Here is a 13,474-nt window from a genome sequence, read left to right on the forward strand (position 1 = left end):
GCGCATGACCATGGGCGCGGCGGGATGTGACGGGGTCCGGCGGGGGACAATCACCGTAGGCCCTGCCCGGGAGGTTGCCATGCGGTTGTCTTCGGCCGGTTCCGGCACGGTGGCGCGGAGCCCCGTCCACCACCCGCTCTTCGCCCGTTACTACGCCCGGCTCAGCGTCGGCGCCGACTCCAGGCTCGGTCTGGCCTCGGTGCGCGGACGGCTGCTCGCCGGGCTGTCCGGGCGGGTGATCGAGATCGGCGCCGGGAACGGGCTGAACTTCGGGCACTATCCGGGGGCCGTCGCGGAGGTCGTCGCGATCGAACCGGAGCCCCTGCTGCGGAAGCTGGCCCTGGAGTCGGCCCTGCGCGTCCCGGTGCCGGTCGACGTGGTGCCCGGGGTGGCGGAGGCGCTGCCGGTGAAGAGCGAGGCCTTCGACGCGGCCGTGCTGTCGCTGGTGCTGTGCAGCGTGCGGGACGTGGCGCGGGCGCTGGCCGAGGTGCGGCGGGTGCTCAGGCCGGGTGGCGAGGTGCGCTTCTTCGAGCACGGCCGGGGCGGGGGCCGGATGATGGTGCTGACCCAGCGCACCCTGGACGCGACGCTCTGGCCGGTGCTGAACGGCGGCTGCCACCTGGCCCGCGACCCGCTGGCCGCGCTGCGTGCCGCCGGGTTCGAACTCGGGCCCCAGCGGCGGGTGATGGTGCCGGAGCGAGGTCCGGCGCTGCCCACGTCCTACTGCGCGCTGGGCACGGCCTGGCGTCCCGCCGAACCGGCCGGACGCTGACCGCCGGCCGGCGCCCGTCCGCGCCGAACCGCCGGCGCACGCGCCCGCGCCCGCGCCCGCGCCCGCGCCGAAGACTCCACCGGCCGGTCCGCCGCGCCGTCCCGGAGACGGTGCCCCTTACATCGTGTGCGGGTCGTCGGCCCTGGGAGGGATACCGGCTGTGGGGCCGGTCACACTAGGCTCGGCCGGAACGAGGGAGTCGACGACGGGGAGGCGGTCTTGTCCACACCTGCTGCGGAGCACGCGCCGGGCCGCACGCCGGACGGCGGGATCGCGGCCCGCGCGCGCGGGCTGACCAAGGCGTACGGCGCGGGCGAGACCGCGGTGCTCGCCCTCGACTCGGTGGACGTGGACATCGCCCGCGGCCGCTTCACCGCCGTCATGGGGCCCTCGGGCTCGGGGAAGTCCACGCTGATGCACTGCCTGGCGGGCCTGGACGACGTGTCCGCCGGTCAGGTCTGGCTCGGCGACACGGAGATCACCGGCATGAGGGACCGGGAACTTACCCGGCTGCGGCGCGACCGGGTCGGCTTCATGTTCCAGTCGTTCAATCTGATCCCGACGCTGACCGCGGCCGAGAACATCACGCTGCCCACGGACATCGCGGGCCGCAGGCCCGACGGCGCCTGGCTGGACCAGGTGATCGACACCCTCGGGCTGCGCGGGCGCCTGTCGCACCGGCCGGCGCAGCTCTCGGGCGGTCAGCAGCAGCGGGTGGCGTGCGCGCGGGCGCTGGCCTCCCGGCCCGAACTGATATTCGCCGACGAGCCGACGGGCAACCTGGACTCGCGGGCCGGGCTCGAGGTGCTGGGCTTCCTGCGCCGCGCGGTGGACGACCTCGGGCAGACGGTCGTCATGGTCACCCACGACCCGGGCGCGGCCGCCCACTCCAACCTGGTGCTCTTCCTCGCCGACGGCCGGATCGTGGACGAGATGGAGCGGCCGACCGCGGACGCCGTGCTGGAGCGCATGAAGGCGTTCGACGCGGTGCGCGGGCGGCTGGGCGACGACGTCGTCCCGGAGGTCTGACCGGGCCGGGTGCTCAGGGCGGCCCTGCGCGGCTTCCTCGCGCGCAGCGGCTGGCCGGCGCTGTCGGATGCGGGGTGTCGGCATGCAGCGGCGCCGGCCCTGCAGGGCATGACCGCGCTCGCGATCCCGTGGGCACCGTGGTCGCGGTCGTGGCCGGCCCAGTCGTGGTCGGCGCGGCGGTGGTCGGCGTCGTGGCGGCCCGGCTTCCGGCGCCGCGGGCGTCCCGGAGGAACGTGCTCGCGGCTATCGCCCACGAGTGACGCCGTCGCGCCTCGCGGGGCGTCTCGCGGGGCACCGCGCGGGCTCCGGCTGGGGGCGTCGCGGGTCTCGCCCCGCCGGCGTGCCCGGGCCGTGATGGAATCGAGACGCCCGGCTCAAGTCGGCTACCGCGGAGGAGAGTTCATGCCACGTCCGTTCCGGTTCGGGGTCAATCTGCTGACGCCGTCGCCCGCCGCCGAGTGGCGGGCGACCTGCCGCCGCGCCGAGGAGCTGGGGTACGACGTGATCCTGGTCCCCGACCACCTCGGCATGGTCGCGCCGTTCCCGGCGCTGGTGGCGGCCGCCGAGGCGACCGAGCGCCCGCGCCTGGGCACGTTCGTGCTCAACGCAGGCTTCTGGAATCCCTCGCTGCTGGCCCGCGAGGTCGCGACCACCGACGCGCTCACCAGCGGCCGGCTCGAACTCGGCCTCGGCACCGGCTACGTCGAGGCCGAGCACGAGACGGCCGGTCTGCCGTACGGGTCCCCGCGCGAGCGGGTGGACCACCTGCGGCACACGGTCCGGGAGCTGGACCGGCTGCTCGGCTCCGGGGAACACCTGCCGCGGCCCGCGCAGCGCCGGGTCCCGCTGCTGATCGGCGCGAACGGGGACCGGATGCTGCGGCTGACCGCCGAGCACGCGGACATCGCGGCGTTCACCGGAGCCCGGCCGGGACGCACCGCCGGCACGCTGGAACCGCTGACGGCGCGCGAACTGGACGAGCGGGTCGCCCGGTACCGGGCGCACGCGGCGGACCGGGCGGCGCAGGCCGAGCTGAACCTGCTCATCCAGATCGTGGCCGTCACCGACGACCCGGAGCCGGTGCTGAGGCCCCTGCTGGAACGGCAGCCGCAGCTCACCCTGGAGGAGGCGCTGGCCCTGCCCATCGTGCTGGTCGGCCCGCTCGATCACCTGGTGGCACGGGTGCGGGAGCAGCGGGAGCGCTTCGGGTTCTCGTACCTGACGGTCCTCGAGCCGTCGATGGAGGCGTTCGCGCCCGTGCTGGCCCGGCTGCGCGAGGAGTCCGCATGATGGAATCCGCGGGCGCGGGCGCCGTCGTGTGATGGGGTTCCGGCATGACCGGACTCAGCCTGCGCCCCGCCCTGCCCGCCGACCTGGACGCCGTCCTCGCGTTCTGGCGGACGGCCGCCGAGGGCACCAGCATCAGTGACGACCGCGCCGGGGTGGAGCGACTGGTCGCCCGCGACCCCGGGGCGCTGATCCTCGCCGAAGTGGAGGGCGAGCTGGCCGGCACGGTGATCGCGGGGTTCGACGGCTGGCGCTGCCATCTGTACCGGCTCGCGGTGGATCCCGGGCGGCGGCGGCAGGGCATCGGCTCGGCGCTGCTGGCCGCCGCCGAGGAGCGGTTCGCGGTGCTCGGCGGGCGGCGCGCGGACGCGATGGTGCTCGTCCGCAACGAGACCGCGCACCACGCGTGGCGGGCCGCCGGGTACGGGCCCGAGGAGCGGTGGCGCCGCTGGGTGAAGCCGCTCGCGGGTTGATCCCCGGCCGCCCGCGCACCGGCGTCCGGCCGGTCACGGACCCTCGTACGGCCGGTCATGGACCCGCGTAGGGCCGGTCGCGGGTCCGCGTCCGGCCGGTCACGGACCGCGTTCCCAGGACTCTTTGCCCATCCTTTACCATTGAGGGAGCACTCGGCCCTCCATGAAAGGTTGTGAGAGTCCGCCCATGGGCGATCCTCCCAGTGCGCGACACCGCGCGTTCCGTCCCGCCCTGCCCGATCATGGGACGGGGGTGACCCGATGACCGAAGTGCTCCTCCTCCTGCTGGCGATCCTCCTCGCCCTGGCCTGCGGCGCCTTCGTGGCGGCCGAGTTCTCGCTGACCACGGTCGAGCGCGGAGAACTCGAGCGCGCCGCCGCCCGCGGCGAGCGGGGCGCCGCGGGCGCCCTGAAGGCCGTACGGAACCTGACCTTCCAGCTCTCCGGCGCCCAGCTCGGCATCACCGTCACCAACCTGGTGGTCGGCATGCTCGCCGAGCCCTCCGTCGCCAAACTCCTCGCCGGTCCCTTCGAGGCGCTGGGCCTGTCGGCCGGCACGGCGAGCACCGTCGCGCTGGTGCTGGGCACCGCCCTGTCCACGGTGTTCCTGATGGTGGTCGGCGAACTGGTGCCGAAGAACTGGGCGATCTCCTCGCCGCTGGCCGTGGCCAAACGGGTGGGCAACCCGCAGCGCTGGTTCAGCGCCGCCTTCCGCCCGTTCATCACGCACCTGAACAACATGGCCAACCGGGTGGTGCGCCGGATCGGCGTCGAACCCGCCGAGGAGCTGGCCTCCGCGCGCGGGCCGCAGGAGCTGGCGGCCCTCGCCCGGCACTCCGCCAAGGCGGGCGCGCTCGAGGCGGACACCGCCGAGCTGTTCGTCCGGACCCTGAACCTCGCCGACCTGACCGCGGAGAACGTGATGACCCCGCGCGTCCAGGTCGTCGCCCTGGACGCCCAGGCGACCTGCGAGGACGTCGCGAACGCCACCCGGGCGACGGGCCTGTCCCGGTTCCCGGTCTACCGGGGCAGCCTCGACTCCGTGGTCGGCATCGCCCACGTCAAGGACGTCCTGGCCATGCCCGCCGACCAGCGCACCCGCCGTTCCGTCGGCCAGGTGATGCGCGAGCCCCTGATGGTGCCCGAGTCGCTCACCGTCGACCGGCTGCTGGACCGGCTGTCCGGCCGGCGCACGATGGCCGTCGTCATCGACGAGTACGGCGGCACGGCGGGCGTGGCCACGCTGGAGGACATCGTCGAGGAGGTCGTCGGCGAGGTGCGCGACGAGCACGACCCGCACGAGACGCCCGACCTCGCGCCCGCCGGCGCGGACACCGAGGGCCGGGCCCTGTACTCGGCGGACGGCGCAGCCCGCACCGACCAGCTCGCGCGGGTGGGCCTGCGGGCGCCCGACGGGCCGTACGAGACGCTGGCCGGTCTCGTCGCCGCCGAGCTGGGCCGCATACCCAGCGTCGGGGACACCGTCGAGGTGGCCGGCTGGCGGCTGGACGTGGTGGACGCCTCGGGGCGCCGCGCCGCCCGGGTGCTGCTGCACGCGCCACTGGACGACGAGGAGCGCGACCGCCGCGCGGAGGGGGCCCGATGACCGCCGTACAGCTGCTGATCGGTCTGGCGACGCTGGTCGTCAACGCGTTCTTCGTGGGCGCCGAGTTCGCGTTGATCTCGGTGCGCCGCTCGCAGATCGAGCCGCTCGCGCAGGAGGGCGACCGGCGTGCGAAGAGCGTGCTGTGGGGCCTGGAGCACGTGTCCGCGCTGCTGGCCGCCGCCCAGCTCGGCATCACGCTGTGCACGCTGGTGCTCGGTGTGGTCGCCGAGCCGGCGATCGCGCATCTGCTGGAGCCGGTGTTCCACGCGGCCGGAGTGTCCGCGGGCGTGGGCCACGCGGTGTCCTTCGTGATCGCGCTGGCCCTGGCCACCTATCTGCACATGCTGCTCGGCGAGATGGTGCCGAAGAACATCTCGCTCGCCGAGCCCGTGCGCAGCGCGCTGCTGCTCGGCCCGCCGCTGGTCGCGCTCTCCCGGGCGCTGCGTCCGGTGATCTTCGCGATCAACGCCTTCGCGAACGGGCTGCTGAAGCTGCTCAGGGTGGAGGCCAAGAACGAGATCTCGGCGACCTTCACGGACACCGAACTCGCCGAGATCGTCAAGGACGCCAGCGAGGCCGGGCTCATCGACGGCCGGGCGCAGGAGCGCCTGCACGACGCCCTGGAGCTGGGCCGCCGCCCGGTGCGGGACGTCGTCGTCCCGCTCCAACGCGTGGTCTACGCGCGCGTGGGCGTCACCGCCGAGCAGTTGGAGCGGCTGTCGGCCGAGTCCGGCTTCTCCCGGTTCCCCGTGGTCGACGAGGGCCGCCGGATCGTCGGCTACCTGCACGTCAAGGACGCGCTGGACGCCCTGCCCCGGGACCTGCCGTTCCGGCTGCGGGACATGCGGCCCATCGCGCGCGTCCGGGAGGGCACCCCGCTGGACGACGTGCTCACCGCGATGCGCGGCAGCCGCACGCACCTGGCGGCCGTGCTCGGCGAGGACGGCCGGCTGGCGGGTCTGGTGACCATGGAGGACGTCCTGCGGGAGCTGTTCGGACAGCCCGCCTGAGCCCGCGGCGTCCCTGCCCGGGCCGGCCCCGTCCTGTCCCGTCAGGCCGCCCCGGCCACACCGGGGCGGCCCAGGCGCGTCGGTCGCACCGGCCGCCCCGCCACTCCCCCAGTCCGCACCGCCCCGGCCCCGGTCCGCCCCGAGCGGGCCGGGGCCGTGCCGTGGCGGTCGACCGACCGACGGGTATGGAGCCGGGATACCATCTCTGACGCCATGCAGACAGATTCCATACCTCCCGCACACACCAGCCTGGTCGCCCTCGGCGACTCCTTCACCGAGGGCATGTCGGACCTGCTGCCCGACGGCTCCTACCGCGGCTGGGCCGATCTGCTCGCCACGCGGATGGCCGCCCGCACCCCCGGTTTCCGGTACGCCAACCTCGCCGTGCGCGGAAAGCTGATCGGGCAGATCGTCGACGAACAGGTGGACGTGGCCGCCGCGATGGGCGCCGATGTGATCACGCTCGTCGGCGGGCTCAACGACACCCTGCGGCCCAAGTGCGACATGGGCCGGGTGCGGGGCCTGCTGACCGAGGCGGTGGAGCGGCTGGCGCCGAGCTGCGAGCAGCTCGTGCTGATGCGCAGCCCCGGTCGGCAGGGGCCGGTGCTGGAGCGCTTCCGGCCGCGCATGGAGGAGCTGTTCACCTGCATCGACGAGCTGGCCGCGAAACACGGCGCCCTGGTGGTCGACCTGTACGGGGCGCCGTCGCTGGCGGACCCGCGGCTGTGGGACGTGGACCGGCTGCACCTGACGGCCGAGGGGCACCGCCGGGTCGCGGAGGCGGTGTGGCAGGCCCTCGGCTACCAGGCCGAGGACGCCGAGTGGCACGTGCCGATGCCGGCCACGCTGCCGCCAGGCTGGGCGCGCCGGCGGATCGCGGACGCGCGCTTCGCCCGGCAGCACCTGCTGCCCTGGATAGGCCGCCGGCTGACCGGCCGCTCCTCCGGCGACGGCCGCCCGGCGAAGCGCCCGGACCTGCTGCCGTACGAGGGGCGGGCCTAGGGCCTGTCTGACGATTCCCGCCGGGCCCGGGATCCGGGCAGCGCCCGCCCCGGTCGGCGTGACGTGGCTCTCGTAGCTTCCGCCGAAGGACTCCGTGGCGCTGGCCTGCACGAACCGCCAGTAGAATCTGGACACGTGACTTCTGCGCCCGCCAAGCCCCGCATCCCCAACGTCCTCGCCGGACGCTACGCCTCCGCCGAGCTCGCCACGCTCTGGTCCCCCGAGCAGAAGGTGAGGCTGGAGCGCCGGCTCTGGCTCGCCGTGCTGCGGGCCCAGAAGGACCTCGGCATCGAGGTGCCGGACGAGGCGATCGCCGACTACGAGCGCGTCCTCGACACCGTCGACCTCGCCTCGATCGCCGAGCGCGAGAAGGTCACCCGGCACGACGTGAAGGCGCGGATCGAGGAGTTCAACGACCTCGCCGGGCACGAGCACGTGCACAAGGGCATGACCTCCCGCGACCTCACCGAGAACGTCGAACAGCTCCAGATCCGGCTCTCCCTCGAGCTGATGCGCGACCGCACCGTGGCCGTCCTGGCCCGGCTCGGCAAGCTGGCCGGCGAGTACGCGGAGCTGGTCATGGCCGGCCGCTCGCACAACGTGGCCGCCCAGGCCACCACCCTCGGCAAGCGGTTCGCGACCGCCGCCGACGAGCTGCTGGTCGCCCACGGCCGTGTCGAGGAGCTGCTGGGCCGCTATCCGCTGCGCGGCATCAAGGGCCCGGTCGGCACCGCCCAGGACATGCTGGACCTGCTCGGCGGCGACGCGGCCAAGCTCGCGGAGCTGGAGGACCGCATCGCGCGGCACCTGGGCTTCTCGCAGGCGTTCACCTCGGTCGGCCAGGTGTACCCGCGCTCGCTGGACTACGAGGTCGTCACCGCGCTGGTGCAGCTCGCCGCGGCGCCCTCCTCGCTGGCGAAGACGATCCGGCTGATGGCCGGGCACGAGCTGGTCACCGAGGGCTTCAAGCCGGGCCAGGTGGGCTCCTCGGCGATGCCGCACAAGATGAACACCCGCTCCTGCGAGCGCGTCAACGGCCTGATGGTGATCCTGCGCGGCTACGCCTCGATGACCGGCGAGCTGGCGGGCGACCAGTGGAACGAGGGCGACGTCTCCTGCTCGGTGGTGCGCCGGGTGGCCCTCCCGGACGCCTTCTTCGCCCTGGACGGCCTGCTGGAGACCTTCCTGACCGTGCTCGACGAGTTCGGCGCCTTCCCGGCCGTCGTCGCCCGCGAGCTGGACCGGTACCTGCCGTTCCTCGCCACCACCAAGGTGCTCATGGGCGCCGTGCGGGCGGGCGTGGGCCGCGAGGTCGGGCACGAGGCCATCAAGGAGAACGCCGTCGCCACCGCGCTCGCGATGCGCGAGCAGGGCGCCGAGCGCAACGACCTGCTCGACAAGCTCGCCGCCGACGAGCGGCTGCCGCTCGACCGCGAGCAGCTCGCCGCGCTGATGGCCGACAAGCTGTCCTTCACGGGCGCTGCCGCCGCCCAGGTCGGTGTGGTCGTCGGCCGCATCGAGGAGATCGTCAAGCAGCACCCCGAGGCCGCCGGTTACACCCCGGGGGCGATCCTCTGACCCGCCTCACCCCCGCGGACCTGGAGGCCGCCCGCGACCGTCTCGTCCCGGACGTGGTCGCGGACGGCCTGCGGGTGCTGTTCTGCGGCATCAACCCCGGCCTGATGACCGCGGCGACGGGCCATCACTTCGCCCGTCCCGGCAACCGGTTCTGGCCGGTGCTGCACCTGTCCGGCTTCACGCCGCGGCTGCTGGCGCCCGCCGAGCAGGCCGAGCTGCTGACCTACGGGCTCGGCATCACGAACATGGTGGCACGGGCGACCGCGCGGGCCGACGAACTGACGGCCGAGGAGTACGCCGAGGGCGGCCGGCTGCTGACGGCCAAGGTGGCGCGGCTGAGGCCCAGGTGGCTGGCCGTGGTCGGGGTGACCGCCTACCGGGCGGCCTTCCAGGACCGCGGGGCGCGGGTGGGCCCGCAGGAGGGTGCCGTCGGCGGCTCCCGGGTGTGGGTCCTGCCCAACCCCAGCGGGCTGAACGCGCACTGGACGGCGGCGACGATGGCGGAGGAGTTCGCGCGGCTGCGGGAGGCGGCGGAGGCCTGACGGATCCGGCGGCCGGAGCGGACAAGGACAGGTACGGGCGGGTCAGGGCGGGTCCGTCTCGGTGACCACCGCCAGGAGCTGGAACGGCGGTTCGCCGTCCCACCGGGACACCCCGAGGGCGACCCACCGGCCCGACTCCTCCCGCCACAGGTGCAGGTCCGGCACGTGCGCGGCCAGTGCGCCCCATGGCTGCGCCGCGTCCTCCCCTTCCGCGCTCCGCACGAGCACGCTGAACAGACTGAACACGTCCGCCGGCCCCCACCGCTCGGCGAGCCGCTCACTCAGCGCGTCCCGGTCGGCCTCGTACTGCGCCCGCGCCGTCTCCCGGTCGGCGCCGTCGTCCTCATGGCGGTCGCCGCCGGCCGCCAACGCGGCTATGAGGTAACCGGGCCCGCCCGTGCCCACGTCCGTCCGGCCGTGCTCCGCCGGAAACTCCCGTACGCACAGCCGCTCGATCAGGGCAAGACAGTTCGCGATGTCCATGTGACCCAGTAAAACGGCCCCCACTGACAATTGGCGTGCCGTCAGGCGTCCCGGCGCCGCACGCTCCACGCCCCCGCGCACAGGGCCGCCGCCGCCCACAGCGCGGCCACGGCGAGGCCGGTCCACGGGCCGACGGAACCGTAGGGGCCGCTGTGCAGGGCGACTTGACCGGCCCGGTCGGGCAGCAGGTCGGCCACGCCCGAGGACATGTCGCCGACGACGAAGGACACGATCAGCAGGAACGGGATCAGCACGGAGAGCGTCGCGACGCCGCTGCGCAGGACGGCGGTGAGCCCGGCGGCGAGCAGCGCCATCAGCGTGAGGTGCAGACCGCAGCCGACGGCGCCGCGCAGCCCCTCGGTCCAGGACGGCCCGTCGGCGCCGAGGACGGCCTTGCCCGCCAGCAGGGTCACGAGGCCGGTGAGCAGCCCCGTCGCCAGGACCGGCAGCGCGATGGCGGTCACCTTCGCGGCGAACCACCGCCGCCGGTCGGGTACGGCCGCCAGCGTCAGCCGCAGCGCGCCGCCCCGGAACTCGGAGGAGACGGCCGTCGTACCGAAGGCCACGGCGGCGATCTGCCCCAAGCTGACACCGAAGAACACCGAGAACAGCGGGTCCGTGCCGTCGGCGTCGGCGGCGGCGAGCACGGAGAACGCGACGGTGGCCACGAGGACCGCGGCCAGGCCGCCGACGAGCGAGCGCAGAGAGCGGATCTTGATCCACTCGGCGTGCAGAACGGGGACGAACGGCATGGTCAGACCTCCTGGGGCTGGGCGGTGAACTCGGCCTCGGCGGCCGTCAGATCGAGGTAGGCCTCTTCCAGCGTGGCCTCCTGCGCGGTCAGTTCGAGCACGGGCACGCCCGCCTGCGCCATGAGGCGGCCGAGGTCGTCCACGCGCGCGTGCCGCACGGTCCAGGCGCCGTCCTCGCCCCGGGAGGCGTCGTGGCCGTGCCGGGCGAGCAGCCCGCCGAGCGCCGTGTCGTCGGCGGTGCGGATCCTGACCCGGGGCCGCACGCGCGCGTGGATGAACTCCTGGACCGGCGTGTCGGCGAGGAGCCGGCCCCGGCCGAGGATCAGCAGGTGGTCGGCGAAGGCGGCGGTCTCGTTCATCAGATGGCTGGAGACGAGGACCGTACGGCCCTCCGCGGCGAGGGCGCGCAGCAGGGTGCGGATCCAGATGATGCCCTCCGGGTCGAGGCCGTTGGCGGGCTCGTCCAGCAGGATTACCTCCGGGTCGCCGAGGAGGGCGGCGGCGATGCCGAGCCGCTGGCGCATGCCCAGGGAGTACGTCCGCACCCGGCGCCGGGCGACCGCGTCCAGCCCGGTGCGCTCCAGGACGGTGTCCACCCGGTGGGCCGGGATGCGGTTGCTCACCGCCAGGGCCAGCAGGTGGTCGCGCGCGGTGCGGGAGCCGTGCGCGGCCCCGGCGTCCAGCAGGGCGCCCACCCGGCGCAGGGGGTCGGTGATTTCGGCGTAGGCGCGGCCGCCGATGGTGGCGGTCCCGGAGGACGGCCGGTCCAGGCCGAGGACGAGCCGCATGGTGGTGGACTTGCCGGCGCCGTTGGGGCCGAGGAACCCGGTGACGCGTCCGGGCCGGACGCTGAAGGTGAGCCGGTCCACGGCGCGCCGGCCGCCGTACTCCTTGGTGAGGTCCCGTACGTCGATGCTGGTCATGGCGACAGCCTCGCGGGAGGCGGCCGCTGAGTCCTCCCCCACCGGTGGGCGCTGTCTCCCCCGCGCGGGGGAGGTCCGTCGCCGGGGGCGCTGCGAGGATGTGCGGGTGATCCGTCTCCTGCGCCCGCTGTCGCGCTCCGCGACGTACACGCGTCTGCTGCACCTGTGGGTTCCCATGCTGCTGCAGAGCGTGTGGATGCTGGTCGACGAGTCCAACCCCTGGGTGCCGGCGCTCGTGCTCGTCCCCGTCGGCCTGCTGCCCGGCGTGCGCGTGGGCGAGGGCGTCCAGGGCCGGCTGCTGCTGACGCCTGGCGCGAAGGAGTCCGGCATCTCCGTGACCCCGTCGGCGAGTTGGCGGGACCGGGGCCGCACGGTGCTGTGGCTGGAGCTGCGGATGCTGCTCGGCGGGGTGACGTCGTTCTGCTCGGTGTGGATGCCGATCGCGGCGTACGAACTGGCGGCGTGCGCCCGGGGGCGGGCGCCTTCCGGGGTGCCGGTGCTGGACCTGCTGCCCCCGGGAAGGGCGTGGGCCCTGCTGGCGCCGGTGCCGCTGCTCGTCCTGTACGGCGTCGTCGTCGGACTCGGCGAAGCGGCCGTCGCCGGCGCCCGCCGGCTCCTCGGGCCCTCCCCCGCCGAGCGGCTGGCCACTCTCGAGGAGCGCACCGAGCAGCTCCTCGAACGCACGCGCATCGCACGGGAGTTGCACGACTCCATCGGGCACGCCCTGACGGTGGCGGTGGTGCAGGCCGGCGCGGCGCGGGCGGCGGGCGACCCGGAGTTCACCGCGAGGGCGCTGGAGGCCATCGAGGAGACCGGCCGGGACGCCCTCGCCGACCTCGAGCGCGTGCTCGGGGTGTTGCGCGAGTCGGAGCGGCCGGCGAGCGCCCGGCCCACCCTGGCCGACGCCGACCGGCTGCTGGAGTCGGCCCGCGCCTCCGGCGCCGAGGTCGACGCCGAAGTGACCGGCCCGGTGGCCGCCGTGCCGGGACCGGTCTCGCGCGAGGGGTACCGGATCCTGCAGGAGGCGCTCACCAACGTGCTGCGGCACGCGGGAGCCGTGCCGGTGCGGGTCCGGGTGTCCGTGCACGGGAGCGCGCTCGCCCTCGAGGTCCGCAATCCGCTGCCGGCCGGGACGGCCGGGACGGGGCGGGGCAGCGGGCTGCGCGGGATACGGGAGCGGGCCGCGCTGCTCGGGGGCAGCGCCCGCACCGGCCCGCACGAGGGCGACTGGCGGGTGCGTGCGGAGCTTCCGCTCGGCTGATCTACGCTGGCCGGATGCCGGTCACCGTACTCCTGGTCGACGACGAGCCGCTGGTGCGCGCGGGTCTGCGCGCCGTGCTGGAGGCCCAGCCCGACATCGAGGTGGTCGGCGAGGCCGCCGACGGTGCGGCCGTCATCCCGCTGGTGCGCCGGCTGCGGCCGGACGTGGTGGCGATGGACGTGCGGATGCCGCTGATGGACGGCATCGAGGCCACGCGCGCGGTGCTGCGCACGGTGGACGCGCCGCCCAAGATCCTGGTGGTGACCACCTTCGAGGACGACGAGTTCGTGTACGAGGCGCTGCGCGCGGGCGCCGACGGGTTCCTGCTGAAGCGCTCCCGTCCGGCCGAGATCGTGCACGCGGTGCGGCTGGTGGCGGACGGCGAGTCGCTGCTGTTCCCGGCGTCGGTGCGGCGCCTCGCCGCCCGGTACGGGGACCGGCGCCCGGCCGGCGCCCCGCTGGCCGGGGCCGGGCTGACGGAGCGGGAGGCCGAGGTGCTGCGGCTGATGGCCCGGGGCCTGTCGAACGCGGAGATCGCCGGTCGGCTGGTGGTCGGCACGGAGACGGTGAAGTCGCACGTGAGCGCCGTGCTGGCCAAGCTGGGCGCGCGGGACCGCACCCAGGCGGTGATCGCCGCCTACGAGTCGGGGTTCGTCGCGCCCGGCTGACCCCGCGGGTCCGCGGGGCCCGGCGTTCGCCGGTGCGGTCCGGGCCGAGTACGATCCGCCCAACACGCCCGCGAGCTGGGAGGACGGAC

At 74.7% G+C, this 13,474-nt stretch carries 14 protein-coding genes; 11 read left to right on the forward strand and 3 right to left on the reverse strand.

All coding sequences use genetic code 11. The annotated features are described in order from the left end of the window. The first annotated feature begins 79 nt into the window (after positions 1–79). The 9 genes from TNCT1_RS06395 to mug all read left to right on the forward strand — a co-directional run bounded on the left by TNCT1_RS06395 (position 80) and on the right by mug (position 9,298). Positions 80–772, forward strand: a complete 693-nt coding sequence (locus tag TNCT1_RS06395; RefSeq protein WP_143629174.1) for a class I SAM-dependent methyltransferase — start codon at positions 80–82, stop codon at positions 770–772. A 219-nt stretch (positions 773–991) separates the two neighbouring features. Continuing rightward, positions 992–1,801: an ABC transporter ATP-binding protein gene (locus TNCT1_RS06400; RefSeq protein WP_143629176.1), complete on the forward strand. Its 810-nt coding sequence runs from the start codon at positions 992–994 to the stop codon at positions 1,799–1,801. Positions 1,802–2,203: 402 nt separating this feature from the next. Further along, entirely contained in the window at positions 2,204–3,091 is an 888-nt protein-coding gene (locus TNCT1_RS06405) for an LLM class F420-dependent oxidoreductase (RefSeq protein ID WP_143629178.1), read from the forward strand. Positions 3,092–3,135: 44 nt separating this feature from the next. Then, complete coding sequence (locus tag TNCT1_RS06410; protein ID WP_143629180.1) at positions 3,136–3,561, forward strand: GNAT family N-acetyltransferase; 426 nt, start codon at positions 3,136–3,138, stop codon at positions 3,559–3,561. 261 nt (positions 3,562–3,822) lie between these two features. Beyond that, complete coding sequence (locus TNCT1_RS06415) at positions 3,823–5,166, forward strand: hemolysin family protein (protein ID WP_143629182.1); 1,344 nt, start codon at positions 3,823–3,825, stop codon at positions 5,164–5,166. Beyond that, the gene (locus TNCT1_RS06420; RefSeq protein ID WP_143629184.1) at positions 5,163–6,176 is read left to right on the forward strand and encodes a hemolysin family protein; all 1,014 of its coding nucleotides are present in this window, start codon (positions 5,163–5,165) and stop codon (positions 6,174–6,176) included. The genes TNCT1_RS06415 and TNCT1_RS06420 overlap by 4 nt, the downstream gene beginning before the upstream one ends. Before the next feature lie 213 nt (positions 6,177–6,389). Beyond that, positions 6,390–7,178 carry an SGNH/GDSL hydrolase family protein gene (locus tag TNCT1_RS06425; RefSeq protein WP_143629186.1) on the forward strand — a complete coding sequence of 263 codons (789 nt, stop codon included), beginning with the start codon at positions 6,390–6,392 and terminating at the stop codon, positions 7,176–7,178. A 135-nt stretch (positions 7,179–7,313) separates the two neighbouring features. After that, positions 7,314–8,756, forward strand: coding sequence for an adenylosuccinate lyase (purB, locus tag TNCT1_RS06430; RefSeq protein WP_143629187.1), 1,443 nt, complete (start codon positions 7,314–7,316; stop codon positions 8,754–8,756). Beyond that, a complete protein-coding gene (mug, locus tag TNCT1_RS06435; RefSeq protein WP_143629452.1) occupies positions 8,753–9,298 on the forward strand; it encodes a G/U mismatch-specific DNA glycosylase in 546 nt (181 codons plus the stop codon). The genes purB and mug overlap by 4 nt, the downstream gene beginning before the upstream one ends. Before the next feature lie 42 nt (positions 9,299–9,340). On the opposite strand, the gene TNCT1_RS06440 is transcribed toward mug, so the two are convergent. Genes TNCT1_RS06440 through TNCT1_RS06450 form a run of 3 tightly spaced genes read right to left on the reverse strand, consistent with a single transcriptional unit; the run spans position 9,341 to position 11,456 of the window. Continuing rightward, entirely contained in the window at positions 9,341–9,781 is a 441-nt protein-coding gene (locus TNCT1_RS06440) for a hypothetical protein (RefSeq protein WP_143629189.1), read from the reverse strand. A 41-nt stretch (positions 9,782–9,822) separates the two neighbouring features. Further along, entirely contained in the window at positions 9,823–10,533 is a 711-nt protein-coding gene (locus TNCT1_RS06445) for an ABC transporter permease (RefSeq protein WP_143629191.1), read from the reverse strand. 2 nt (positions 10,534–10,535) lie between these two features. Next, entirely contained in the window at positions 10,536–11,456 is a 921-nt protein-coding gene (locus TNCT1_RS06450) for an ATP-binding cassette domain-containing protein (RefSeq protein WP_143629193.1), read from the reverse strand. 106 nt (positions 11,457–11,562) lie between these two features. Between TNCT1_RS06450 and TNCT1_RS06455 the strand changes: the two genes are divergently transcribed. Together TNCT1_RS06455 and TNCT1_RS06460 are read left to right on the forward strand one after the other, a co-directional pair. Further along, positions 11,563–12,717, forward strand: coding sequence for a sensor histidine kinase (locus TNCT1_RS06455; protein ID WP_143629195.1), 1,155 nt, complete (start codon positions 11,563–11,565; stop codon positions 12,715–12,717). A 14-nt stretch (positions 12,718–12,731) separates the two neighbouring features. Then, positions 12,732–13,385 carry a response regulator transcription factor gene (locus TNCT1_RS06460; protein WP_143629196.1) on the forward strand — a complete coding sequence of 218 codons (654 nt, stop codon included), beginning with the start codon at positions 12,732–12,734 and terminating at the stop codon, positions 13,383–13,385. Positions 13,386–13,474: the final 89 nt, after the last annotated feature.

This window comes from Streptomyces sp. 1-11 (genome assembly GCF_007176755.1).
Taxonomy (GTDB): Bacteria; Actinomycetota; Actinomycetes; order Streptomycetales; family Streptomycetaceae; genus Streptomyces.

Coding starts and splice junctions, on each gene's coding strand:
- TNCT1_RS06395 (WP_143629174.1), top strand. CDS start 80: ATGCGGTTGTCTTCGGCCGGTTCCGGCACGGTGGCGCGGAGCCCCGTC.
- TNCT1_RS06405 (WP_143629178.1), top strand. CDS start 2,204: ATGCCACGTCCGTTCCGGTTCGGGGTCAATCTGCTGACGCCGTCGCCC.
- TNCT1_RS06410 (WP_143629180.1), top strand. CDS start 3,136: ATGACCGGACTCAGCCTGCGCCCCGCCCTGCCCGCCGACCTGGACGCC.
- TNCT1_RS06415 (WP_143629182.1), top strand. CDS start 3,823: ATGACCGAAGTGCTCCTCCTCCTGCTGGCGATCCTCCTCGCCCTGGCC.
- TNCT1_RS06420 (WP_143629184.1), top strand. CDS start 5,163: ATGACCGCCGTACAGCTGCTGATCGGTCTGGCGACGCTGGTCGTCAAC.
- TNCT1_RS06425 (WP_143629186.1), top strand. CDS start 6,390: ATGCAGACAGATTCCATACCTCCCGCACACACCAGCCTGGTCGCCCTC.
- TNCT1_RS06440 (WP_143629189.1), bottom strand. CDS start 9,781: ATGGACATCGCGAACTGTCTTGCCCTGATCGAGCGGCTGTGCGTACGG.
- TNCT1_RS06445 (WP_143629191.1), bottom strand. CDS start 10,533: ATGCCGTTCGTCCCCGTTCTGCACGCCGAGTGGATCAAGATCCGCTCT.
- TNCT1_RS06450 (WP_143629193.1), bottom strand. CDS start 11,456: ATGACCAGCATCGACGTACGGGACCTCACCAAGGAGTACGGCGGCCGG.
- TNCT1_RS06460 (WP_143629196.1), top strand. CDS start 12,732: ATGCCGGTCACCGTACTCCTGGTCGACGACGAGCCGCTGGTGCGCGCG.